General features: G+C 43.3%; 22 protein-coding genes and 2 pseudogenes. 8 read left to right on the forward strand and 16 right to left on the reverse strand.

Annotation, left to right across the window (positions count from 1 at the left end):
• Positions 1-69 precede the first annotated feature (69 nt).
• Entirely contained in the window at positions 70-1455 is a 1386-nt protein-coding gene (locus BM056_RS02940; RefSeq protein ID WP_092468583.1) for an SLC13 family permease, read from the forward strand.
• Positions 1456-1754: 299 nt separating this feature from the next.
• On the opposite strand, the gene BM056_RS02945 is transcribed toward BM056_RS02940, so the two are convergent.
• Complete coding sequence (locus BM056_RS02945; RefSeq protein WP_435050949.1) at positions 1755-2936, reverse strand: MFS transporter; 1182 nt, start codon at positions 2934-2936, stop codon at positions 1755-1757.
• 463 nt (positions 2937-3399) lie between these two features.
• Between BM056_RS02945 and BM056_RS02950 the strand changes: the two genes are divergently transcribed.
• A complete protein-coding gene (locus BM056_RS02950) occupies positions 3400-6090 on the forward strand; it encodes a DEAD/DEAH box helicase (RefSeq protein ID WP_092468587.1) in 2691 nt (896 codons plus the stop codon).
• Positions 6091-6157: 67 nt separating this feature from the next.
• Here BM056_RS02950 and BM056_RS02955 read toward each other — a convergent pair whose 3' ends face one another.
• The 3 genes from BM056_RS02955 to BM056_RS02965 all read right to left on the reverse strand — a co-directional run bounded on the left by BM056_RS02955 (position 6158) and on the right by BM056_RS02965 (position 8108).
• The gene (locus BM056_RS02955; RefSeq protein WP_337833482.1) at positions 6158-6391 is read right to left on the reverse strand and encodes a flavodoxin family protein; all 234 of its coding nucleotides are present in this window, start codon (positions 6389-6391) and stop codon (positions 6158-6160) included.
• Positions 6392-6616: 225 nt separating this feature from the next.
• Positions 6617-7294: a DUF3786 domain-containing protein gene (locus BM056_RS02960; protein ID WP_092468589.1), complete on the reverse strand. Its 678-nt coding sequence runs from the start codon at positions 7292-7294 to the stop codon at positions 6617-6619.
• 223 nt (positions 7295-7517) lie between these two features.
• Positions 7518-8108: a TetR/AcrR family transcriptional regulator gene (locus tag BM056_RS02965; protein ID WP_092468591.1), complete on the reverse strand. Its 591-nt coding sequence runs from the start codon at positions 8106-8108 to the stop codon at positions 7518-7520.
• A gap of 171 nt (positions 8109-8279) precedes the next feature.
• Between BM056_RS02965 and BM056_RS02970 the strand changes: the two are divergent.
• Positions 8280-8381, forward strand: a pseudogene (locus BM056_RS02970) (lipid II flippase family protein); the annotation flags it as partial.
• A gap of 244 nt (positions 8382-8625) precedes the next feature.
• On the opposite strand, the gene BM056_RS02975 reads toward BM056_RS02970, so the two are convergent.
• The 7 genes from BM056_RS02975 to BM056_RS03005 all read right to left on the reverse strand — a co-directional run bounded on the left by BM056_RS02975 (position 8626) and on the right by BM056_RS03005 (position 17521).
• Positions 8626-9798: an iron-containing alcohol dehydrogenase gene (locus BM056_RS02975; protein ID WP_174549930.1), complete on the reverse strand. Its 1173-nt coding sequence runs from the start codon at positions 9796-9798 to the stop codon at positions 8626-8628.
• A gap of 27 nt (positions 9799-9825) precedes the next feature.
• Positions 9826-11058, reverse strand: coding sequence for a Ger(x)C family spore germination protein (locus BM056_RS02980; protein WP_092468593.1), 1233 nt, complete (start codon positions 11056-11058; stop codon positions 9826-9828).
• Positions 11055-12152, reverse strand: coding sequence for a GerAB/ArcD/ProY family transporter (locus BM056_RS02985; protein ID WP_092468595.1), 1098 nt, complete (start codon positions 12150-12152; stop codon positions 11055-11057). The genes BM056_RS02980 and BM056_RS02985 overlap by 4 nt, the downstream gene beginning before the upstream one ends.
• Positions 12153-12177: 25 nt before the next feature.
• Complete coding sequence (locus BM056_RS02990; RefSeq protein WP_092468598.1) at positions 12178-13734, reverse strand: spore germination protein; 1557 nt, start codon at positions 13732-13734, stop codon at positions 12178-12180.
• Positions 13735-14023: 289 nt separating this feature from the next.
• Entirely contained in the window at positions 14024-15079 is a 1056-nt protein-coding gene (locus tag BM056_RS02995) for a DUF3231 family protein (protein WP_165613344.1), read from the reverse strand.
• Between the two features lie 58 nt (positions 15080-15137).
• A complete protein-coding gene (locus BM056_RS03000) occupies positions 15138-16841 on the reverse strand; it encodes a GMC family oxidoreductase N-terminal domain-containing protein (RefSeq protein WP_092468602.1) in 1704 nt (567 codons plus the stop codon).
• Between the two features lie 11 nt (positions 16842-16852).
• Positions 16853-17521 (reverse strand): hypothetical protein, encoded by a 669-nt coding sequence (locus tag BM056_RS03005; protein ID WP_238456281.1) that lies wholly within the window; start codon positions 17519-17521, stop codon positions 16853-16855.
• Between the two features lie 340 nt (positions 17522-17861).
• On the opposite strand from BM056_RS03005, the pseudogene BM056_RS03010 reads away from it, so the two are divergent.
• From BM056_RS03010 to BM056_RS03020, 3 genes and pseudogenes are all read left to right on the forward strand, one after another.
• Positions 17862-17975 (forward strand): annotated as a pseudogene (locus BM056_RS03010) (glyoxalase/bleomycin resistance/dioxygenase family protein); the annotation flags it as partial.
• A 410-nt stretch (positions 17976-18385) separates the two neighbouring features.
• Positions 18386-18646: a type II toxin-antitoxin system prevent-host-death family antitoxin gene (locus BM056_RS03015; RefSeq protein ID WP_092468604.1), complete on the forward strand. Its 261-nt coding sequence runs from the start codon at positions 18386-18388 to the stop codon at positions 18644-18646.
• Positions 18639-18947 carry a type II toxin-antitoxin system RelE/ParE family toxin gene (locus BM056_RS03020; RefSeq protein WP_092468606.1) on the forward strand — a complete coding sequence of 103 codons (309 nt, stop codon included), beginning with the start codon at positions 18639-18641 and terminating at the stop codon, positions 18945-18947. Before BM056_RS03015 ends, BM056_RS03020 begins: the two co-directional genes overlap by 8 nt.
• 177 nt (positions 18948-19124) lie before the next feature.
• Here the strand turns inward: BM056_RS03020 and BM056_RS03025 are convergent, their stop codons facing one another.
• Together BM056_RS03025 and BM056_RS25540 are read right to left on the reverse strand one after the other, a co-directional pair.
• The gene (locus BM056_RS03025; RefSeq protein WP_092468608.1) at positions 19125-19352 is read right to left on the reverse strand and encodes a PD-(D/E)XK nuclease family transposase; all 228 of its coding nucleotides are present in this window, start codon (positions 19350-19352) and stop codon (positions 19125-19127) included.
• An 83-nt stretch (positions 19353-19435) separates the two neighbouring features.
• Complete coding sequence (locus BM056_RS25540) at positions 19436-19738, reverse strand: alpha/beta fold hydrolase (RefSeq protein WP_114319266.1); 303 nt, start codon at positions 19736-19738, stop codon at positions 19436-19438.
• Between the two features lie 39 nt (positions 19739-19777).
• Between BM056_RS25540 and BM056_RS26700 the strand changes: the two genes are divergently transcribed.
• On the forward strand, positions 19778-19882 hold the full coding sequence (locus tag BM056_RS26700; RefSeq protein WP_220427536.1) for a substrate-binding domain-containing protein: 105 nt from the start codon (positions 19778-19780) through the stop codon (positions 19880-19882).
• A gap of 67 nt (positions 19883-19949) precedes the next feature.
• On the opposite strand, the gene BM056_RS03030 is transcribed toward BM056_RS26700, so the two are convergent.
• Positions 19950-20972: a phage head-tail connector protein gene (locus tag BM056_RS03030; protein WP_092468610.1), complete on the reverse strand. Its 1023-nt coding sequence runs from the start codon at positions 20970-20972 to the stop codon at positions 19950-19952.
• A 546-nt stretch (positions 20973-21518) separates the two neighbouring features.
• Between BM056_RS03030 and BM056_RS03035 the strand changes: the two genes are divergently transcribed.
• Complete coding sequence (locus tag BM056_RS03035) at positions 21519-22550, forward strand: rod shape-determining protein (RefSeq protein ID WP_092468612.1); 1032 nt, start codon at positions 21519-21521, stop codon at positions 22548-22550.
• Between the two features lie 110 nt (positions 22551-22660).
• On the opposite strand, the gene BM056_RS03040 is transcribed toward BM056_RS03035, so the two are convergent.
• Positions 22661-23368: a GntR family transcriptional regulator gene (locus BM056_RS03040; RefSeq protein ID WP_092468614.1), complete on the reverse strand. Its 708-nt coding sequence runs from the start codon at positions 23366-23368 to the stop codon at positions 22661-22663.
• A gap of 1 nt (position 23369) precedes the next feature.
• Positions 23370-24032 carry a GntR family transcriptional regulator gene (locus tag BM056_RS03045; RefSeq protein ID WP_092468616.1) on the reverse strand — a complete coding sequence of 221 codons (663 nt, stop codon included), beginning with the start codon at positions 24030-24032 and terminating at the stop codon, positions 23370-23372.
• Positions 24033-24082 lie beyond the last annotated feature (50 nt).

Below are 24082 nucleotides of genomic sequence, written 5' to 3' on the forward strand. Positions count from 1 at the left end.
CAGACCGGCGGCGGGCCGGAAAAGCTGGTGAGTGTAATAACCTAATTAAAAACAAGGAAGGGCCTTACAATGGTGCATAAAAAATTTTTCAGCTTGCTGGCGGCGCTTGCTTTACTCCTGGGCACACTGGCGCTGCCGGTTCCGGAAGGATTGGGGGTGGCGGGAAGAAATACCCTGGGATTGCTCCTGGCTGCTTTGGTGCTATGGGTGACGGAGGCTGTACCTTTGGCTGTCACCGCTTTAGCTCTGATCATACTGCAGCCGGTGTATGGTGTTGCCGACCTTAACGATGCGTTTAAAGAGTTTATCAGCCCCGTTATATTTTTTGTCATCGCTTCCTATGGTATTTCCGCTTCGATCATGAAAACCCCGCTGGCCTACCGTATGGCCAAGTGGTTATTGGTTAATGCCGGCAATAACACTGCAAAAATAATATTGGCATTTACCATCGGGCCGGCAGTTTTATCGGCATTTGTATCTAATGTGCCGGCGGCGGCTTTGTTTATGGGCTTGGCTTTGAGCATTCTGGATGCCCTGGGGGCAAAACCGGGGTCAAGCCGGCTGGGGAAAGCCTTAATGATTGCTATTCCTTTTGGCGCCATGATTGGAGGGATAGCCACACCGTCCGGCAGTTCCATCAACATTCTGGTCTTATACCTGCTGGACAAATATGTACATGTAAATATATCGTTTCTGGACTGGATATTTTTCGGATTACCCATAGCCGTAGTAATGGTTCCCATCAGTTCCTATGTCATTGTGAAGGTTTTTAAACCGGAAGCTTTGGGGTTGGATGTAGCGGCTGTATTGAAGGGGATGGATACACAAAAACACCTGACTTTAACCGAGAAAAAAGTTATAACCATTTTGGGGCTGATGATGATATTTTGGCTGGCGAGCACCTGGATTACGGCTATTAATATAACAATGGTGGCCATAGCCGGTTTAATATTATTTTTTGTGCCCGGTATTAATGTTCTTAGCTGGGATGAGTTTTCGCCGGAAGTGGGCTGGGACGCCGTAATTATGATTGGCGGTGTAACTTCTATCGGAGCGGCTGTTGTTTCCTCCGGTTTAAGCACCTGGTTTTTAAATGAAATACTGCAAAACCTGGTTGGTCTTGGGGTGGTCCCGTTGACTGCATTAATCGGCATGATCATTAATCTGCTGCATTTGCTGCTGCCGATAGGTCCGGCCATAGTGACCATATCAATTCAGCCTCTTGCGGATTTGTCTGTTTTAGCGGGAATAAGTCCGGCCATATTTGCAATTACCACGGCTTTTTTGGCTGGTTGCTGTATGCTGCTTCCATTGGATGCGGTTCCCTTGATAACTTATAATAAAAAATTTTATACGATGTGGGATATGTTTAAATCAGGACTAATTACCAGTACGGTCTGGGTTTTGGTGACGGCTGTTTGGGTACCCGTCGTTGCGTTTCTGACCGGTTATTGATAAATCATCCTCCTATTCCCCATTGATAAGGCCGGGTTCTGGCCCGGCCTCTTTTTTTTTGCCCCATGGTTGTGTTCAGATTTAGACAGACAGATAATCAGGGAAGACCGGTATGTATGGCTGTGAGAAAGGTAACGCCGCAGAAAGCACTGCGGCGCTATTGCTATTATCTGCTGGTATTATTTTTTCGGGATTATTCTAATACTCGGGGCAATTGTACTTGTACTACTGATATCCTTGGTATCAAAGTTTATCAGATTGTTGATATAGTGTTTTTTTAAAGAGCTAAAGCGGCCGCCCTACCGGCCGATGCCGGCCTGAATGGACTTGTTGCCGGACACCGCTGCCAGCAGTGCTGCTTCCAGCAGTAAAGCCAGCGAGAAAATGTAGAATCCCGTACTCTCTCCGGCCAATTTCCCCAGCCGGTCCACCAGTACCGGGCCGAAGAACATGCCGAAGCCCCAGAAGAGGTAGTAGGCGCCGGATATGGTGCCCTTCAGCGAATCGGGGACGGCTTCGTTTAAAAAGGCCAGGGAGGAAAGGAAAAACACGCCCAGCCCCAGGCCGGCCAGGGCCAGTACAACACTTACCAGCGGCTGGCCCAGCGCCGAAAACGATCCCAACCCCGCCGCGGCCGTCACCAGGCCCGCCACCATAAACATCCGGCGGCCGAACCGGTCGGATAGTGGGCCGCTTAGCTGTGAGAAGCTGATCGCGCTATAGAAGAGCGCGAAAAACACGCCCACGTTGGTGGCGCTAAAGCCCTTAACGGTAATCAGGTGGGCGGGCAGCACGGTGAGGAATATTCCGTACCCCGTTCCGTAAAGGGTTATCCCCAGCAGCGCCGCCAGCGTATCCCGCCTGGCGGCCAGGGCCAGGATGCTGCTGAAACGCAGGTCTTGCCGCGCTGCCAGCTTACCGGTTCTCACATCATCCACGCCCAGCAGGATAACCAGTGCTCCCGCCAGGCAAACAGCGGCATAGAAGAGAAAAGCCTGATTGCCGTTCCAGACCCCGGCCAGGGCGACCCCCAAAAGGGGGCCGGCGGTAAGACCCAGGTGGAAAACGGCGTTGTAGATACCCATTACCCTGCCCCGTTCCAAGGGATACTTAATGGACAGCAGCGCAGGTGCCAGCGCCCACAGTGGCGCCTCCCCGGCCCCCTGGACCAGCCGGCCCAGGAAGATCAGCCCGGCGCTGTGGGCCAAGTAAAACAGCAGGCCCGCCAGGGCGCACAGCAGGTACCCGGCGGCTAAAAAGATTTTAAAACCCAGCCGGTCGGACAGGTTGCCCACCGGTACCTGCAGCAAGATGAAGGACAGGGCGAAAAACGAGGCCACGTAACCCACCGGGGCTTCGGGTCCTTCCAGGGTGATCAGCTTCTGCGGCAGCAGGGGCACGATCATACCCACCCCGAGCATAATCAGGAACACGGCCAGATTCAGGGCCAGCATCGTTCGGTCTTGAAACAAAGAAACCACCTTCTTTATTCTGTGATTTGCTTAGTTGCGCTGAGATTGTAATCATGGTCAAGGTTTGATCACCAGCCCCCTTCTCCGGCCCTTAGTGAGTTATCAATCCCGGCACGTAAGTGACAGGAAAGCATAAAAACAAGCAAAAAGCCGCACGCTGAGCGTACGGCGTCTCACATCCAATATGTTATTTATTGCAACAGCCGTTATCCTAACGCCAAGTCACCGGCGGGCGGATGCCCACCCCGGTTCAGGTATTTAATTCCGCGTTAAGGTAACTAACGGCATCGTGCACAACCTTCTTGTAGATATTCCCAAGGTTAATACTACCACCGGCAGGCAGCCGCGTCAATGGCCGGAGCACAGCCATGGATGCACTTTAAAATACCAAAACACATGTTTTGATGGTAAAATAGCATATGAAAGTAAAGCTGAACCATTGCGTTAATATGTTTTTGAGGAGGGAGATGCCTTGCACAGGCTGCTGGACCAGCGGGGAATCAATTCGGTGCATGTCATACAGCCGCAGGAGGCGCAGTACGCGCCCTTTCCGCCGGGCATCCCCGACACCGTGGTAAATTCACTGGCGGGGCAGGGCATCGGGCAACTGTATGCGCACCAAGCCCGGGCTATTGGCAGTATTATGGAAGACCGCCATGTCATCATTACCACCGGCACATCCAGCGGCAAATCGCTGGTCTACACCATTCCCATATTCAGTACATTAGTTGGTCAGCCCCGGGCCAGAGCCCTTTATATTACGCCCACCAAAGCGCTGGGGCAAAACCAGATGAAAACCATGCAGGATATTGCCGCAGCAATGGACTGGCCCCGCGAGACGCCGGTTATTGCCGCGTGCGACGGCGATACTCCCTTTGACCGGCGGCGGTCCGTAATTAACGGTGCCGGTGTGCTGATAACCACGCCCGACTTTATCCACGCTTGCCTGCTGCCCAGACACCAGGACTGGCCCGGTTTTTGGGGCAACTTAAAATACATCGTCATTGATGAGGCCCACGTTCTAAAGGGCGTTATGGGCTGTCACTGCCTGCAGGTATTTCGCCGGCTCAGGCGGGTTTGTGATTTTTACGGGGCCGGGCCCGTGTTTATACTCTGTACGGCTACTATCGCCAATCCCGGTGAGTTTGCCGCCAAACTGGTGGGTCTGGATTTTACGGTGGTGACTGCGGAAACAGCGGCGGCCGGCGAAAAAACAGTGGTTTTTTACGAGCCGCCCACCTATAGAACCGATGACGGACAAACCAAGCGCCGGATCACGCATTTTGATGCGGCCCGGGCCGTGGGGCGCTATGTGGAAGCCGGGCGGCGCACCATTATGTTCGGGCGCTCCCGGCGCATAGTGGAATCGGCCTACCGTTCGATTCAGGAAAATTTCCCGGGCGTGGCCGGGGCGATCACCCCGTACAAAGGGACCTATACGCCGCAAATGCGCCGGTTTATAGAAAAAAAGCTGTTTACCGGCAGCTTAAAGGGTGTTGTGGCTACCAATGCCCTCGAGCTGGGCATCAATGTGGGGGAACTGGACACCTGCATCCTGGCCGGCTTCGCGGGCAGTATTTCCTCCACCTGGCAGCAGGCGGGGCGGGTGGGACGCAAGGGTCAGAAGTCGCTAATAGTGCTTATGGCCAACGAAGACCCGCTGGATCTGTATATTGTGCGCCACCCGCAGTATTTTTTCGGCCAGCCCTTTGAAAAGGCGGTGGTGAGCGAAAAAATGCAGTTTTTGGTGGATCACCTGCCCCTGGCCGCGCAAGAGCTGCCGCTTAGCAAGGAAGACGCCGCTTACTGGGACCGGGACACTTATTATGAAGCAGTTAAGCTGCTTTTAAAACACGGGCGGCTCAGACTGCTGACCGGTCAGCCCAAAACTTACGGCCGGGCGGGGCCGCTGGAGTTTTTTAGCTTGCGGGGCGAAAGTGATAATTATCAAACTGTCACCCCCAAAGGCCGGGTGCTGGAAGAGTACAATTACGATGACGTAATCAGGGAAGCTTACCCCGGCGCCATACTGCCCGTCTATGGCAGGGTCTTCCTGGTGGAAGGCATAGATTACGACGCCAAGACTATTCAGCTGGGGGATTTGCCTGCCCAACTCAAAGGCTTTGTTACCCGGCCCAATATTAATTCCGGTATTGCCGTGGAAAAAGTTGACCGCACCCACCGGGAAGGCAATGTGGTCGCCCACAGCGGGGTGCTGAAGATCCATAAAAGCCTGACCAGCTATAACCTGATTAATGTGGTTGGGGGCAACAAAGAAAAGCCCAGGGTCATTACGCCCGGGCAGGCGCTAAAACCTATTGATTTCCCCACGGTGGGCATCTGGCTCGATATTGATTTGCATAATTTTAATTTGCAAGTTAAGTACGACGCGGTCCATGCTTTAAAGCACCTGCTGCACATCATCATCCCCCTGGAGGTAATGTGTGAGCGCAACGATCTGGGGACAAGCCTGCAGGTGAACGGTGACCGGGCGCAAATATTTATTTATGACAACTACGCGGGCGGTGTGGGATTGGCCGAATCGGTACTTGAGGATATCAGGCTAGTGCTGGAGCGGTGTTATGAACTGGTAACAGGATGTAACTGCTTGCAGGGATGCCCCTCCTGCATTATTATTCCGCAGTGCTTGCAGGCCAATGAAAAGCTGGATAAAGACGGCGTTATAGATCTGCTGGCCGGATTACTGGGCAGGGAGGCAGCCCGCAAACCGGGCGGCTTTAACATTTTCAAGGAAAAAATCGGTAAAAAGCCGTCCAGCCGGTTAGATATTAAATTAGAAGCCCGGGCGCTGGAAATAGAGCTAAAAGAGCATGAAAAAGCGCTAGAATTTGCCGCCGCACACTGGCCGGCGGTGGCCGATTGGATCAAACAACATTATCCGGCCCGGCTGATCAAATATGAGGAAGTTATTCTGGCCGTGTTTTATTTATTGCACAGCCAAACAGGCAAGCCGGTTTCGATGCGCATATTAAAACAGGCCGTATCCAGGTGCTGCGGGTGGTCTGAGATGTATCAGCTGTCCTGCCGGGGCCTCAGGGACAAAGGTTATCTAATCGGCCCCCAGGAGCGGCTGACCCTTTTGCCGGGTGTGCAAAAACAACTAGATGCGCATGTCCAAAAACTGCCGGCGTCCAGCGAGTGATGTTGTTGAAATAAGGGTTATGTCAAGGGGTATGCCAAGGGGGCGGGGTATTGACATGGAGGTGTTGTCAACAACCCCGTCGCCTCAATTGAATAATCGGAGCCCTGCCGACATAAACCGGCATACCGATAATAAGTAATTCATTTTCCAATGTTTGCAATTGTTGTTTTCTTACCTCTGGTTTCGTAATATCTATCGTTTCCACAGGACTTCGATTAATTCCGCGCGCAATTCCTTCAATAATCGTTTTCGTTGTCCCTGTAGGCGAAAAATAAACGAGTTTCAGCGATTGTATTTTCATGCCATGCCCCTCATGTAAAGATTACTGTTGCGCCAGCGTCGGTTTCGCTGCATGTTACACGCGAGAAAATAGCATCAGCTTGTATCCATCGGGGTCGGTAAACGGGCCCAGTTGACCACACTGGGAATTTGAACGATTCCGTTCGCAAATTCGATACCTTTTTGTTTGGAGATCTGAATTTGAACCCGATGAAGAACTTCACACCGATTGATGCTTATCATTTAACTATTGTACGCATATACCACCTGTATTGGCTTGCGCCATCAGTTCACATTGCTTAATCAGAAAACTCGACACTATATGCCCGGCCGCCGCTATGTCTTCCGTATGAAGATAATGATTAGCACTTAAGTCAAACAAAATATTAGCCGATGCCTCTATCTCCTCATCCCCTGACCATATGTTAACCCTTACTGGGAACCTTGGCAGCAAGAAGAAAACGGCGGAGACATCTGCTCTATCATCAAGACAATCACCGAGTTTGTGGCAGGCAAGCTTAACCCGTTCAGCTGTTTCCCGTATTATTAGATCAGCCAGCGGCTTGATACTCTCGCGCAAAAAGGCCGGATAAAATGTCTCACCGCTTTCCAATTCTCGATATGAAATGAACCTATGAAACAGCGGTGCGTTATCGGCCCTGCTAAGGTAATGGAGAATGATAAACCGCCAGTACCAGACCGGGCTGAGAGTGGAATCACTGAAAGAGATATGGCCATCCGGAAAGTGTACATCTATCCCTTGGCCAAGGCTCTGTAAACTGATTATGGAACGTTCCGAATCAAAATCCGACCCGCTGTTCCTAGCCATTTCTACAGGGTTTTTTGATGCGAACGCCTTGAGAGCATAGTCAAAAGCAAGTCGGTAAATCCCGGTATTTTCCTTGTCGATCATGTAGGGAAACATAACTCAATATCACCTCTCATCTTAATAATTGTTTTAGCCGGGGGACTAACCGAAGATTCTTTTGATATTCAACTTGAATATACTACAACAATGAACACGTTCACTTAATTATATAAAGGCCTTTTCTTGGTGTCAATAAAAAATGAATACATTCATGCGTGAAATGCATTCATGTTTTGGGATATATAATAAACAAAGTTTCTAATTTTCCTCAGCAAGGCCGTTAAGGTTGATGTTTTACTGCAAGCCCTTCCAGGAATAAAGAAAGCTTGTGCCTCAGGTTATCCATAAATGGCGTGGGCAGGTAACTTGTCATGGTGGATTGAAGCAGGCCCATAAACATTTCGATAATAATTGCAGTAGGGATATCCTTACGGAATTCACCTTTTTCCTGCCCTTCGCTCACTATGTCAACCAGTATTTCTTTAAATAACGGTCCATGGGGAGGCTGTCGCCCGGCATCGGGGTTTTGGCGATGAAACTGCATATACATGTTAAATAGCTGCCGGTTTTCTTCATAGCTTTTTCCGGCGGCTAAAAGAATTTCAGACAGTTTTTGAGACGGTTCCCCGTGGGATTGTTGTATCGCCTCCAAAATATGCCTGGCTTCGTTAATCTTTTCAGTAAGGTAGGAATGAAGTACATCTTCTTTTGACTGAAAGTAGTTATAAAAGGTACCTGTACCAAGGTCTGCAGCTTCCATTATTTCCGCAACCGTAGTGTCGGTAAAACCTTTTGCCAGGAAGAATTTTAAGGCCACATCGGATATTGATTTTTTTATCAGAATTTTTTTCCTTTCCCGTCTGTTATTCATACTATCAACAGTTTACCTCCATATTCATTTATGAATAGGTTCATTTTATCATTCCGGTATTTACAATACAAGGGAATAATGGGCAGCATGGTTTTGCCAACCCTTTATCCCCCAATTATAATAAACAGTCATCTTATCAAGCATATAAAAACATGATTCTTTTTATGAACGATAATTAAGCAATTAGACATGCTGGCTTATTCGGTTAGATTGAACTCAGTTAAAAGCGGGCAAATAGCTTTATCTTTTTCTCTGTTTAACTTGTTCGTTCTTCCAAGGTCAATGTAAAAAATGCGGAAATCAGCATCGCCCAAGGAAAACACAATGACAACTGGGCCGAAAGCGGCAGTTATGGTTTAGGGTGATAGAAATGGGTTCAGGCTTGAAATATTTCCTTATTTATATGATTATCCAGATGATTAAAGATAGTAAAAAAACATGTATCCAATATTCGGAAACCTTATTAATAAGCTCCATATTTTCGCCCACTCAATACCGGTTTTAAATTAATATTAAATTACATAGCCGCTTTAAAAATATTCATAATATCCTCAACTGTACCCTGCCGTGGATTGACTAAGGCAATTATATCTTTTAATGCATTCTGAGAGAGTTGTTCAATATCGTCCTCCTGTACTCCCATTTCTTTTAAACCGCTTGGCGTTTCAAGATCAGAAAATAGCTGTTTTAATGCAGTCATGATTTTATCAACACATTGAGACTTGCTTCTTGCTTGTATATCCATTGCTTCAGCTATTTTGAATATCCTTTCTTCAGGTACCGAAACGGCATTAAACTCCAGTACATACGGCAGCAAATTAGCATTATAATTACCATGATAGCCATTATAAAATCCGCCTAACTGATGGGACAGCGCATGGACATATCCCAGACCGGCATTATTTAAGGTCATCCCTGCCATCATATTAGCGAACATCATCTTTTCTCGTGCTTCCATATCATTACCGTTCTCATATGCTCGCGGAAGATATTTCCAAGCAACTTTTAAAGCTTTAAGTGCTAAGGCATCGGTTATGGGAGAAGCTTCGGTGCATATATAAGATTCAATGGCCTGTGTGATAACGTCGATTCCGGTACCGGCAGTTAATTCTTTGGGCATGGTGATATGGAACAAGGGCTCATTAACAGATATGGAAGGCATCATCTTAGGTGATCCGATGGTCATTTTCACTTTTCTGGAATTATCTTTTATGATCGCAAACATTGTTACTTCAGCACCTGATCCTCCGGTAGTATTAATGCATATTGTTGGAAGCATGGGTTTGGTGACCTTATTCCATCCTTCGTAGTCTATTATTGAATTACCGTTAGTAACAACAGTGGCTATCGCTTTTGCGCAGTCATGATTTGTTCCGCCGCCAATAGAGATCAGAAAATCATAGTCTCTTTTAAGTATATTCAGTTTATTGGGGAAGTACTTTAATCCGTCCTCTACAAAAGAAACTGTGGGGTTTGTATGCACAACTCCATCAAATATGTCATATGAAATAAACAAAGCTTTTAAAATTTTCTCTACGTTTTCAACATAGCCCAAACTTATTATATTTTTATCAGTAACAATTAATGCTTTGTTGAGTTTCAAGGGCATTAACTCGTTTGGCAGATCTTTTATTGCGCCAACGCCGGCTAGATTAGTCTTTGGCATATAAAAATTATGAGTGTTTTCCAAGTTTCATTCCTCCATTTTTATTTTTGCCTATTTTAAATTTAATTTTCTAATGTTTGTACCTGTATTAATTACTTTTGTATCAACATTTATATAAACTTGTGTATATGGAAAAACATCATCCCACTTTTCCGCATATTCAGTTTGCCATAATTTCGGATTCTTTCTAAACAAAGCAAATCCGAAGCCGAATATATCAGACTTAAATTCTTCCTGACATTTCACTAGTGCCGCTTCGATATCGGAACGTATACTTTCTGATAGTTTATTTTCTATGACCGTTACTTCTTCAGGAGATAAAAATTCCGAACCTTTATTGCTATAATATTTCCTCAAATCGGCAACTATTTTAACATCCACTTCAAATAACGGCTCATTTTTTTCCATTATAACTTTAATTTTACTTCTTGACTTACTCACATGATAATAAAATATGTTTTTCGTATCAGTTTCGTCTGATGTTTCAGAGGTTTTGAAAGTATTAATCTTCTTTCCGGTAATCCATCCATAGCCAAGAGTTTCTTGATCATTTAGCCATCCCGCCAATTTATCTCCTTTAAAAACAGCCATCCCGGCAACTCGATGAGCCCCTTCACGTTCCTCAACAAACCTGGTATTCCCCTGGATGCCACCTTTAGCTTCGGGTTCTGTTTTTTTAGATACCGTAATTACCCTCGGTGCCACAGCTTCTATTCCACCAACAGCCAGCATCTGTGTAAAGTCCAGTATTGAAACTGGAAATGCCGAACCTATGGCTCGTGATACAGTGAGCAAATTGCTGATTTCTTCACCGGAGGATGTTATGAGAGAAGCGTTAAACGTACTTAAGGTATCCTCCGCCCTGCCGGATGTAATTACAATCTGAGCAGTGCTGCGTAGAGAAGGTACGCGATCTGAAAATTCGATTATGTCCATCATGTTGTATTTGGCTGCATCTTCACCAACAATGACAACTTTTAAATAACCCATAAACACTCTTTTTAAAGTTACTTGCTCTATCTTTATCAATGCATCGTACAACGTTTTATCTGTTGCAGAATAGACAGTACCCACCTGAGATCTGGAATCTCCCTGGGCGCCGCCTTTTCCCTGTTTTGTAGTCGGTAGATACTGTAAGGTTAATGTTGTTTCATGGGATTGCTTGTCGAAGTCAATAGCTAAAGCATAAACCTGGATCAAATCTTCATATTCTTCGTAATCCCAGCATCCTGACAGGACAAGGGCAAAGAGTAATAAAGCCGGCAAAAGAATTCTTTTCATCATTTTGTAGCACTTCCAGCCCTTTTATTTGTTATCAGAACGCTAATAGAAGCAAGCAGTAAGGTCAATACGGAAAAGGGCAAGATAATATAACTTGCCAAAAATACGGCCAGAAAATATGCCTTATTGTATGACCCTAACCAGATTGAAGGTATCAACATCATCAGAGCTATGATAATCAACTGTAGTAAGGGTTTTTTGTTAAATATCTTTTTTACAGCTGTCCATGCGCAATACATGCTCACAGTAATCTTACCAATGGCAATAATTTGGTAAGTTCCAAAAATGAATATTTCTAAACCTTGTAAAAATTTCCCTGCCTGGATAAGCTTGGCTGCATTAACTCCTCCAAATGCGATCCGTTTGGCAAGCTCAGGACTCATTATCCCTATAATAATCATTATGGCAAAAGAAAAGATAACCGAACTTAATGCTATTCCCTTGACAACCCACATATAGTGCTTGCCCGAGTCTGGTATGTTACGCACTATGACCATAAAAATCAGCAATACTTCGGCCGCCCCTCCTAACATGAATATGCTTCCCTTGATAAATCCGGTTAATGATGTATCAAAGACAGGAATCACATATTCAATATGAAATAATTTAGGAGCAAAGATGAAGGCGGCAAAATAATTGATAATACCGAATGCAGCCAGTATCTCAACCAATCTTCCAAAGACCTTGATTTCGCCATATGCAAACATTACACAAATCAATATTAAAATCAACATAATAATCCAGGGCGGCGTAGTACCCAAAAAGAATGCGTTAATCATTTGCGTAAACATGTTTAAATGTGCAACAGCAATTGTAATATTTAATAAAATGAATATTACAATAATAGCCATGTTTGGAAATTTACCCAGACATCTTTCTAATATATCAAAAACCGTGCTTTGCGGTTGAAACTTTCCTAAGTAAAAAATCCACACCGCAAAAGGTATTACGAATAAAATTCCTAATAAGCCTGCGACCCAAGCAGCTCTACCTGTATAGTCATCAATCCATGTATGAATATATACTATATTTCCTATAGCACCGAGAAAAGACAAAAAGATAACTTGCTCCCTGGTGAGCTGGATATTTTGTGGCATAAATTTGATCACTCTCTTTTTTGGGCTAGCATCTGATCAATTTTTTACAACGTTTTTTTAAGACGCTGTATGGGGCACGGATAAAAGTATCTTTCATTCCTTCAAGGTCAAAGGGTACAAAAGGATAAAGGTAAGGAACCCCGAAAGATTCCAGAGCTGCCAGATGCCAGAAAATAATCACAGTGCCGTTTATTACTCCGAACAGCCCGAATGCGCCGGCCAGTAGAATTAAAAAATAATTAATAAGCCTTGCCGGGTAGATCAGTGTGGTCGTGGAAATGGCAAAGGACGATATTGCTGCAATAGCTGCCACGATAATAACAGATGCGCTTACATAACCTGCATCAACAGCCGCTGTTCCAATGACTATAGCTGACAGCACCCCGATAAAGAAACCTACCGATCCCGAAACACGCATTGACGCTTCGCGGATCAGAGTTATGGCAAAGGTTAAGATAAGCAGTTCCACAACAGACGGAAAGGGTACGCCCTCTCTTCCATTTGCTATGTTCAAGGCCAGGGGTGGAGGTACAATGGAATGATTATAGGCTACGAAGGCTAGATACACAGGGGCAATTTGGATCGATAATATAAAAGCTATAAAACGTGCCATTCTTAAAAAAGAAGAAACAAGGGATCTTTCTACGTAATCATCCATAGTTTTAAAATGATCCCAAAATGATATGGGAGCTGCAAGCGCAAAGGGACTGTTGCTGCATAATATGGCAAACTGTCCGTCAATCAAGCTTTTGGCTATGATGTCAGGACGCTGAGACTGTCTGTATTTGGGGAATACAGACCATGGAGCATCTTCTATCAGCTCGGCTAAAGCGCCTATTCCATATACAGTATCTATATCTATACTTTTAATCCGGCGTCTGGCTTCCTCAACTGCTTTGGTATTTGCTGTGCCTTCAAACCATAGCAATTTTACTTTAGTATGTGAAAGTACGCCAACAGTAAAAGTTTCAATGTGCAAATCCGGCGTTGGAAGCCTTCGAATTATCATACTGCAATTTGTTTCCAGATCTTCGATAAAGGAATCCTTACTTGCAAAAACTGTAACTTCATTTTCTGGTTTTTCTATGGCCCGTTTTTCTACCTTACGGCTTCCAATAATAAGAGCAGTATCCAGATGATCAATAAAAAGCACTGTATTTCCATTTAAAAGACTATCTACAACCTGCTCCATTTGATCGGTTCTCTTTGTATTGGGTATAGATATAAATTTTGACTGCATCAGCAAAAGGATGCCGTCAAAACCGATCTTTGCATCAATCTTTCCCTTAAGCAGAGGTTCAATTACCTGACTGCTGATCAGTTTTATGTCGGTAATACCTTCTATATAAGCTACTCCGACCTGTGCTTGACCCTCTAAAACATCATATTTTCCTTCAACCAGACCTAACCCGTCCCCTAGAATGCTATGTAAAAATCCGAAATTTTCATCAATTGTTGCAAAAATATTTCTCTTTTGGGCTTGAGAAGGCAGATGGGTTGAAGGTTTTTCTTTATTATCATTCTTTTTGCTTTTATGTTTTTTATTTGCGATGTTTTTTGCGTATTTAGTATATATTTTCATAATTACCTACCGAAATTTTAGGCTGCAGATTTAGATGGTAATAGTTTTACATAAGTTAGTAAAATCTATACTAAATACTAAACTTTCCCTTGTCGCTATCGGCCGAATTTAGAACCAGCCGCAGGTTACCGGGCTTTAGCCCGAGTAAAAAGGCGGGTTTTTCGCCAGGCTGCTGAAAAAGTCCTCTTAACGTAAAAAAGGTATAATCCTTCATTTGTGAGGAGATTATACCTTTTTTTCTGTATAATTAAGGGTATCTTTTTTTTTAGGTGGGTGACATATGAGTATCTTAATGTTTTGAATTAATTAAATCCTCTCTATCAATAACTCTTGGCGGCTCTTCAAGCCAACCGTTTTCTATCATTATCTTTACGCCATCCTCAGCATGATCCGCAGTATCCACCATGGTACGGGTGTAACCGGGAAGTAAATCGTGTCTTAAAATTGTTGATATTGCTGTGCCACAGTTGGCTATTACAACCGCACTCATATAAAGTGATTTAGCCATCATTAATTTGTCCGAAAACGGAGAAACTGTTGAATCGGTGACAGGCGTATCCCAACTCATCGGCACAGGGATATCCTCTTGACTTAAAATTGGGATATACATATTCAAAAACCTGTTTGCTAAATCTATCCCTTTGTCCATATAATGGCGTACTTTTTTTGATTCCGCTACTTGTCTAAAGCCAATCAAAACGTCTTTGCCTAAGCTGATCATCATTATTCCATGGAAAAGCGATGATATCTCCACTGCCAGTAAAGGTCTTTTTTCATGCACCAAATACCCTGCCAGAAAATTTTTTTTCTTGACAAAATCGGTGGTTTTAGGCGTTGTAATATAAGGGGGGCGTATATAAAGCCCTTTGGAGAGCAATAAGTCCACTGTTTTTTGATATAATTCTATTATTGAAGAACAACAACGGGTGTAAAACTCCCTTACATCAGGACGTACCGAGGTAGTTAGAGCCGAACCTTGTGTAGCAATTCCCGCCTTAGTTTTATGGTTAAGGAAATACAGGTAAAACGGGTCTGAATAGAGACGGGGAGCATTTGTATTAATATCTTCAGTCGTATACCCAATAGGAATTGAAAGCCCTTCTTTATTGAAGGCTTCTATTATCCAAGAAACCATTTTATTTGTTACATCCACAGCAGATTCCAATAATAAACGAATATCCTTATCCTGTACATTGCTTAAAAAATGCTTGAACATGCAGCTATACATACTAGATTCCATACAAGTGTTCCAAAGGACTCCAATTTCAGATGCGTTAAGCCTCGTATCATTAACAATTTCCCCGCTGGTACCAATTGTTTCTTTTAATTCTGTGTTAGTTGTCAATTTATGGCACCCCCTAAAATTACCCAAACTATTACTTCCACATTAGTATACTTGTTTTTTAACAAAAATATTTTTGAGTTAATTTTTCCGCTGTGCGTGTTGCTAAAGCTTGGGTTGTAAGAGTAGGATTTGGCCCTCCCAAGCTATTATAGAGTACGCTGTTATCTGCTATAAATAACCTTTTAACTTGAAAAGCTTCACAATTTGCATCGGTAACATAACCCATACGCATTGTACTTTCTAAATGAGCGAATAAGTAAGGTGAGCAATCGGTACGTATAATTTTTTTAGCTCCCGCTTTCTTGAGGATATTTGTTGCAATAACAGCTAGTTTATCCCTCTTTTGTTTATCCTTTTTGCTTGGATAATACTTAATTACAGGTATCGAACCATGCTCATCCTTTAGAACAGGATCAAGAGTAATTCCACTTTTCTTATTAACTTCATCATCAGTAAATATTAAAACACTTAAAGTTCTTGGATATTCCATCATTAATTCTTTAAGTTCCCGGCCTATTACTCTTCCCCTAACATCCCAAGGTTCTTCCGAATCGGTTTTGCGTAAAAAGTTGTAACCGTCTTTACTAAATGCGTAAAGTAAGGTAGATAATAATCCCGGACTTGAACCAAATCCCTGAATCACTCCAACTCCCGGGTAATCAAGTCTAGCTGCTGAATTTGGCCCGACATATGGTTTTATGTTAGGAACACCTAATATATTCATCAAGATTTGCTCGTCAAATATACCGGAGACAGTGTCAGACCAATGGCTTGTCAATCCTTTTCCAATCCACGAATTATTTGGTAGTTTTGAATTTAACCAAAGCCGGGGAGTTTCTATACCGCCTGCTGCCATAACTACAACTTTTGCCCTAAGTTCACCTGTTTCTCCTGTCCAGGTATCTCTATATTGGACACCTATAGCCTTAAGACCGTCATTTTCATCTTTCTCTGTTAATATCTTGATAACAAATGTGTTTGGCCTAACCATTACATTTCCCGTTTTAAGAGCAAGGGGAATATAACTCACCAATGTTGAACGTTTGGCTATTTTTTCAACCGTGGGACCAATGTGACATCCGTTGATACAGCTGCCGCATAGAGTGCAACCTTCAGTATTCTCTTCAAATTTAAAGTACGGATCGTTTATATTATGATCCGTAGGTAAAATTGCATTAGGCTGGGGGCGATAACCCGGACTTGTGACATTAAGGGTTTTTAAAAGTGACCATCCGGCTTTTTTGGCACCATGAAAAAATAGCTCTTCTTTTGCCGTCATTGGTGCGGGGGCAACCGGGAGTGTTGCTTCAACTTTCTCATAGTATGGAATCATTTCCCGATAGGAAATGGGCCAAACGTCATCCACTGCTGACGGAAACGCCCGTGGAGAATTTCCAAGGTAGTTAAGTGTAGTCCCGCCTACGCCGGAAATCTGCCAGGCAAAACCTCCCTGGGGAATGTATCTAAACCAGGGATACCGATTTCTATCTGCGGGCCCCCAGCGAAATTTACCTGACACAAAGTCGTTCATGTCACCTTCATAACCTGTAAATTTTCTATTTAAAATCTCATGACTTAAGTTTTCAGGATTGGAATCGTGTACGGCACCATGTTCCTGGTTTGGATTGGGCCATTTTTTATTTCCATACCATGTTCCGGCTTCAAGCAATAGTACTTTTACTCTCTTTTCACCAAGTTCTTTGGCAACAACAGGGCCTCCTCCACCCGCTCCGATTATGATAACGTCGGCAGCATATGTCATGGGATCCACCTTTATTCTGTGAATTTTTCAATCAAATAACCTTTCAGAGCATGATAGCCCTTGGAAGGGCCGGGATATCCAACCTGTTTCCAACCTGTAGGGAAATGCTCTAGTTGGCGTTTTTCAGGCGTTTCCATACGTGTTGAACCGTATCCGGACCATTCAGTATAATACCCAATTATGGCAAGAAAGGTAATCGAAACTATTACGGTAAATACAAATCCCTGGTAATTATGGAAAGGTAAAGGCAAGATTGCGAGATCGTCTTCTTTCTGCTCCAAAAGAGTTATTGCCCGAAAACGATCGCTTGGTGCAAGGGCTGCAAAGGCACCTTTCTCAGGCAGGATAGCTGAGTTTACGGGTATTTTATTTCCCCCCATATGGAGTAATTGCTTTGCAGCTATATTCAGCATTTCTGCAGCTGCATCAGCTAAATGAATATTAAAGCTTTTTAGAATAATAATTAGCGAAAGAAAATGATCCAGTGACCAGATTTGATATTCGTCAGTGTGTGAATCCAATGCTCCACATGACTGAATAGATCCTTGTTTTTCTGTAAGCTCGGGAGTCACCGGCACTATTGCATCTACCAATGCTTTAAAAACTGCTTGGGTTTGCGGAAGGGTATATTTATTGCCTTGGAAAAATATCATCATAACAAACAGTTTGGAAAATCCCAAGTCATTCTCCACCTCATTCCAATAATGCTACCAAATTGTATTTTGAATAACCTGAAGACCGTAATATGTACCGTAAAAAAACCGACTCGTAAGGGTTTTAATGTTTTTATTTTTCCTGGTTTATTAATGCTATATACATGGTTTATCTCCACCTTTAGCCTAAAACATGCAAGCTGCTGAGCCGAAGGAGGATATATCAAGCGCCGAGGGAGTTGCTTCATGATGGGAGCACACACGAACCCTTTGGGTGGCGGATGCCGATGGTAAAAAAGCCCGTCAGATAAAGGAAGCCGGAACAGGTATTAAACGCCCGCTTATACGAATATGAATGGAGGGCTTTATGGAATTCAAACTTGCTTTACTGGCAGTCAAAGACGTTGGAGTATCAAAACAATTTTACGCTGAATTATTTGATCAAAAAGTTGCGCTTGATTTGGGATGGAATGTTACTTTTATTGTTTGCAGGGATGCCCCTCCTGCATTATTATTCCGCAGTGCTTGCAGGCCAATGAAAAGCTGGATAAAGACGGCGTTATAGATCTGCTGGCCGGATTATTGGGCAGGGAGGAGCCCGCAAACCGGGCGGTTTTAACATTTCCAAGGAAAAAATCGGTAAAAAGCCGTCCCGCCGGGGCCTCAGGGACAAAGGTTATCTAATCGGCTCTCAGGAGCGGCTGACCCTTTTGCCGGGCGTGCAAAAACAGCTAGATGCGCATGTCCAAAAACTGCCGGCGTCCAGCGGGTGATGTTGTGGTTTCAAGCGCTCGGCCTTTTTATATTTGCGGAAACTTTGAATTATTCTTTTATGAGTGGGGCATAATTATGGTATAATAATTCCACATGAATGGAAGGGAGATGACGATTATGCCGCGAATCATTCCGATCCGGGATTTGAAAAATACAAGCGAAATCTCTAAAATGTGCCAAGAGGCAACCGAGCCGATATATATTACCAAAAACGGCTATGGCGATATGGTTATCATGAGCGTAAAAATGTACGAGGAAAAATTGTTTATGCTAGATGTATATAACAAATTGGCTGGAGCCGAGGCGCAGATAGCGGAAGGAAAGGTGCTGGACGGAGATGCCTCTTTGAAAAGCATAAGAGAAAAATACAATGTATAGGCTGGTTGTTTCGGAGCTTGCTCACAGGGATTTGGATAATATCGTTTCGTACATTGCCATTCAGCTTGCAAACCCCATAGCAGCTACCAATTTCCTCGATGAAGTGGAAAAATGCTACGGTTATTTGAAAAGCAATCCACTTATGTATGAACAGTGTCATGACGCTTATTTAGAAAAAATAGGCTATCGCAAGGCAGCTATCAGAAACTATGTGCTGGCTTATAGGGTTGATGAAGCGGCTAAGGCAGTTATTATTCATCGCTTTTTCTATGGCGCACAGGACTATGTAAAACTGATATAAAGAAATTTAGCTTCTATCCTGCCGGGGCCTCAGGGACAAAGGTTATCTAATCGGCCCCCAGGAGCGACTGACCCTTTTGCCGGTCATGTAGCGACTTATAATGTAAAAATTACACAGGCGACGGGTTCAAAATGATCATAATTTTATTATCACTAAACGGGTTTAAATGAAAAAGACTTATGATAAAAAAGTCCCGTATGATAGCTCCTTTTTGCTCTGCCAGAAAGCCCTCTCAATGGTCAAGGCTTTCCTTATACCGGGATTATTCATAGCGATCACCTCCATTTCTTCGCCTGCAAGGTTGTTGAGGTAAAGCATCCACGCTTCCAAGCGGTCCTTCGGCCTACGATTTACTGTCTTCTCCAGTTCCAGAAAATGGATTTTTAGATCGTCGTTCAGTAGCAGAGTTCCTCCAGGGACAGCTTCCGGTGCGGGCTGGACTCAATATATTGTATGGCGTCATTGACTATTTCAATGTAGTTCATAAACTATTTCTCTTTATAGAAACTGATGATCTTTTCCCACACTGAAGGGTCAAAGAACCAGCTACCGTGTCCGGATTCTGCAAACTCGCAGCGTGCACCCGGGATTTGCCCGGCTATCCTGCGAATTTCCTCCGGTGGGCAGCTGCCGTCGTAAAGCCCCCCATAGACAAGAGTCGGGCATGTTATCTGCGGCAATCGATCAAAGGTATCATGTTTCAGGGCAGCATTTACCTGGTTGGCATAGCCTTTGACGTGTGACGGATTGTCCTGTATCGATCTCCTGCTTGCCTGATATTGCTCCTCCAATTCAAGCTTTAGAAAATCTTATCGGTTAAACGAATAACTATGATCAGCGCTGCGGAGGCTAAATCCCACCTGGGCGTAACCAGCGTCATAGCCAGAGGAAAGGCCGACGTAGGCCTGGGCAACGAAAAAGCCTTAAATAGATAAAGTTCTTTTCTAAAAAACAAAACCCCCGAAAACGGGGTTTTGTTTCTGTTTTATTTGCTCTATGTTCTTAGTCATCCCAGCTATAAGTATACGAGCTACCGTTATATTTTACATAATAACTTGAATGATCTTTGTCCACTGCTTTTCCTGTAATATCTGCGTCTTCAAAGTTGGTATCATCAATTTCAGTGTTGATTTTCGATTTTACGGCGTTCAAAAAGGTTTTCAGCTTAGTTTGACTGATGTCGGTCAGATCATCATAATCTTCAGCATCGTCGAAATCAAGAGTAACTTTATATGCCAGATCATCCTCGTCGCCATCAAGGATTATTGTGACATCTATGCCGTCGTCACTGAAATAATCATCTCCTGCATCCTCAAAATAATCATCCAGCGTATCTTCAATGTTGTTTACACTTGTATCATCATAATTTATAAAACTGCTCCGATTATTCATAAAAGTTGTGTTGATACTCTCCACAATTTGCTCTAATTGTTCAGCCAATTGTTCTTTTAATTCATCGGCTTGATTATCGGTGAGAATATCTTCATCCACCGCGTTGTCAATGGCATCGCTTTGGAGCTCTACAAGCTCATCCAGAAGTTCGTCTTCATCTACATCGTAATCCCCGGAAATTTCTACCAGGCTTTGGCCGTCCTGCAGGGCTTCGATTATGGTTTCTTCTTCCACATCCAAAATATCAGCCACCTGGGAAATGATGTTTCCGCCTACAGCCCCGAGCATCTGGCCACCCTGAGCATTCCGTTTATTGAACATCTGTTGCCATTGAACAGTTTGTTGTTGACCGGATTGCCACTGAACCGGCTGTTGTTGAACAGGTTGCCATTGAACAGGAGGTTCCTGTTGAACAGGTTGTTGTTGAACGTATTGCTTTTGATTAGATGTGCCGGATTGTCTCCCCATATTCCACTGACCCTGAGTACCCATTTCTGCCTGGAAGTTTATTATTGGCTGCTGGTTTCCTGGGCCGGGGGCCGCATTAGCGGCTGATACATTCAATAGACCAGTTCCCCCCATTAAGAATCCTGCAGCCAAAGCGCCAATGAATACTTTTTTTCCAAGCTTCATCATTTAACCTCCTTTTTTTATATACAATTGATTATAAGGTTGTTACATTAAAAATACCTGAAATAAAGTTAAAAGCTTCCTGAATCGTGGCTGAATGTTTGCTGAAAGTCCTGGTGTCCTCAGGTATATGTTTTATTCTCAATAGCAACATCGTATAAAACCTTTGCAAAATAAATAAACAACAACACATTCATGGGCGAAGTAAATATGAATTATCGCGCAGCGTTAAAGCAGGGTTGATTAAAAAATGGAAGGCTGAAGGAAAAATAAGGGATGATCTGGATGATGAGATGATAATCGCCATTTTCGACTCTATACCTTATATCGACATTCATAAAAGTGAAATCACCTCCTTTCATTGGTACCCCCAATATATCCCTCCAACTTTCGTAAAAGATTAAAGAGAAATAAAATTAGATTAAATGATTTCTAATTTGTTTTTAATCCTTAATTACTTGTTACGTGAAATAATTAAATTGATATAATAAGTTGTTAACTCTAAAGCCAGTGGCTTAATATGAATGTTCATCGAGAGGAGTCTGGCAAATGGCATTAAGAATTTTATCTAAGGATATGGGAATTGATCTTGGAACGGCCAACTCTCTTGTTTTCATTAAAAGCAAGGGAATAGTGCTTAATGAACCGTCTGTAGTTGCGATTCAGCGTGATAGTGGCAAGATTTTGGCAGTAGGTGATGAGGCCAAGCAAATGATTGGCCGTACCCCAGGCAATATTGTAGCCATTAGACCCATGAAAGACGGCGTTATAGCCGATTTCGACATTACTCAGAGTATGATCAAATATTTTATCAGTAAAACGCTGGGCAAAAGAACCTTCTTAGTTAGGCCTAGGGTTATTGTTTCGATACCATCCGGTGCAACCACTGTTGAAGAACGGGCTGTTAGGGAGGCCGCTTTAAAGGCTGGCGCACGGGAAGCTTATTTAATTGAAGAGCCCATGGCTGCATCAATTGGAGCCGGCTTGCCGGTACATGAGCCTACAGGCAATATGGTTGTAGATATCGGCGGGGGCACTACTGAAGTGGCAATAATATCTCTGGGGGGTATTGTAACTAGTCGCTCCATACGCATAGGCGGGGACGAAATGGATGGGGCCATTATCCAGCATGTTAAAAAGACTTATAACCTAATGATCGGAGAGCGTACAGCCGAAGAAATTAAAATTGAAATTGGCACCGCTTACCTGTCCAAGAATATGGAAAAATATGAAGTTCGCGGCCGTGACCTGGCCAGTGGGCTGCCAAAGACGATAGAAATCACCTCGGAAGAAATTTATAAGGCACTTTTAGAGCCGGTCTCCGGTATCCTTACGGCAATTAAAAGTACTCTTGAATTAACCCCGCCTGAACTGGCGGCTGATATAATAGACCGGGGTATTGTAATGGCCGGAGGAGGATCACTGCTACGTGGAATAGACCTTTTGGTCAGTGAACAGACGGGAATGCCGGTACATTTAGCGGACGAACCGTTGTTGGCTGTTGCTTACGGCACAGGCCGTGTACTTGAGGATATTGATATTTTGCGCAAAGTGTTGATAAAGCCCCAAAAGTTAGCTTAAGCGGGGGCTTAAATTAACTTACTTATGCGGACCACGCTTAATAAGCTAATGCCGTGAGAGCATTGGTATTACTGGGCTTGGTAATTTCTTGCGCCAAACCTAGGGTCAATCTAATCAAAATTCCGTTTTAGTTTATACATTCTTTTTATTACAATACACGCATTTTTTGAATACTCGTCCACAATTTCCTTAGCTTTCTTCGAATCATGGTCTCTAAAGGCTTCCAATAGCTTTTCATGTTCCTGTAAATAAAGATAAGCAGGAAAGTCACTCTTCATAGCACTTGTATAATAATAATGAATCATCAGTAACTTTTCGTGCATACGTATGCTTTCGTTGTATAGAAAATTGTTATTTGTCAGCCTGGCAATGGATAAATGGAATTCCTGATGGCATTTATATACATTGGAAACTTGAGCAGGGTCATTTAGTGAGCGTAATTGCATTTCTGTCAGTTTTTTTTGTTCTAAAAATAATACTTGCTGTTTTGTTATTTGATGGGCTGTAATTACTGCAGCAAACCGGCGCAGAAAGTGAACATACTCAATGATATCAATGCTTTCATTAATGGATAGACTTTTGACTATATATCCTTTTTTTCTATCAGAGATTATATAATCATTTTGTTCAAGGTGCTGCAGTGCTTCCCGGATTGGAGTCCTGCTTATATTTAAGGTGGACGCAAGCTCTTCTTCTTTTAAACGGAAGGTGGAATCCAGCTGGTTCCGGACTATACTTTCCTTCAAGGTAGTATACACGGCATCACTTATTTGTAAATGTTTTACATTTCTAAGATAATCAGATTTGATCCTTTCCATACTATGCCCACCTTCTATTTTTTTCGAATATATCTTCAAGGTGTAAATTATAGTGCTTTATGATGATGTCGGATAAAATCTCTTTGCCGGCATTTTTGTTGTTGATAAAATACTCGAAGATATTCCTATGGTCTTCTATAATAGTTGTGCTTACATCATCCAGAGGCAGCACATTTATTCCCCACTGCAATCTGTCAAAGAAATATCGCATTGCTTTCATAATTTCACCATTTTTTGTGCAAAGGGCCAGGGTCATATGAAATTTTTTATCCAAATCATGATTTGTTGTTTCCTGTTCCCGGTTTAAACTTTCTGACAACATAATTGTAGCGATAGGGTCTTGAATGTTGATTAGCTCTATAGAAGCTGCAGATAGAATAGATAACATTTCATTAATTTTTACAATATCCTCTAAAGTTACATTTTCGACCTCGTATCCTCTGCCTTTAACAAAAGTGATAAAATGATCAAACTCCAACAGCTTTAGAGCTTCCCGGACGGAACTTTGACTTACATCTAATTCCCGTGCAATATGTTTATCATCTATTTTTTCTTTTGGAGGCAAAAAACCTGTGATAATAGCTTGTTTTATCGTTAAATAAATGCTATCTGATATTTTTTTTCTTGATCCGATTCTTTTATAAATATTGATAAGACTAAGCATTTTGTCCTCCCATTCACAAGGTTGTCTAGGGTAAGTATAGTGAAAATTCT

Origin of the sequence: Desulfotruncus arcticus DSM 17038, from assembly GCF_900113335.1 — a bacterium.
Taxonomy (GTDB): Bacteria; Bacillota; Desulfotomaculia; order Desulfotomaculales; family Desulfallaceae; genus Desulfotruncus; species Desulfotruncus arcticus.

Bases quoted from the DNA above. Each gene is read 5' to 3' on its own strand.
- BM056_RS02940 (WP_092468583.1), top strand. From the start codon at position 70: ATGGTGCATAAAAAATTTTTCAGCTTGCTGGCGGCGCTTGCTTTACTC.
- BM056_RS02955 (WP_337833482.1), bottom strand. From the start codon at position 6,391: ATGAAAATACAATCGCTGAAACTCGTTTATTTTTCGCCTACAGGGACA.
- BM056_RS02960 (WP_092468589.1), bottom strand. From the start codon at position 7,294: ATGTTTCCCTACATGATCGACAAGGAAAATACCGGGATTTACCGACTT.
- BM056_RS02965 (WP_092468591.1), bottom strand. From the start codon at position 8,108: ATGAATAACAGACGGGAAAGGAAAAAAATTCTGATAAAAAAATCAATA.
- BM056_RS02980 (WP_092468593.1), bottom strand. From the start codon at position 11,058: ATGATGAAAAGAATTCTTTTGCCGGCTTTATTACTCTTTGCCCTTGTC.
- BM056_RS02985 (WP_092468595.1), bottom strand. From the start codon at position 12,152: ATGCCACAAAATATCCAGCTCACCAGGGAGCAAGTTATCTTTTTGTCT.
- BM056_RS02990 (WP_092468598.1), bottom strand. From the start codon at position 13,734: ATGAAAATATATACTAAATACGCAAAAAACATCGCAAATAAAAAACAT.
- BM056_RS03000 (WP_092468602.1), bottom strand. From the start codon at position 16,841: ATGACATATGCTGCCGACGTTATCATAATCGGAGCGGGTGGAGGAGGC.
- BM056_RS03015 (WP_092468604.1), top strand. From the start codon at position 18,386: ATGCCGCGAATCATTCCGATCCGGGATTTGAAAAATACAAGCGAAATC.
- BM056_RS03020 (WP_092468606.1), top strand. From the start codon at position 18,639: ATGTATAGGCTGGTTGTTTCGGAGCTTGCTCACAGGGATTTGGATAAT.
- BM056_RS26700 (WP_220427536.1), top strand. From the start codon at position 19,778: ATGATCAGCGCTGCGGAGGCTAAATCCCACCTGGGCGTAACCAGCGTC.
- BM056_RS03030 (WP_092468610.1), bottom strand. From the start codon at position 20,972: ATGAAGCTTGGAAAAAAAGTATTCATTGGCGCTTTGGCTGCAGGATTC.
- BM056_RS03035 (WP_092468612.1), top strand. From the start codon at position 21,519: ATGGCATTAAGAATTTTATCTAAGGATATGGGAATTGATCTTGGAACG.
- BM056_RS03040 (WP_092468614.1), bottom strand. From the start codon at position 23,368: ATGGAAAGGATCAAATCTGATTATCTTAGAAATGTAAAACATTTACAA.
- BM056_RS03045 (WP_092468616.1), bottom strand. From the start codon at position 24,032: ATGCTTAGTCTTATCAATATTTATAAAAGAATCGGATCAAGAAAAAAA.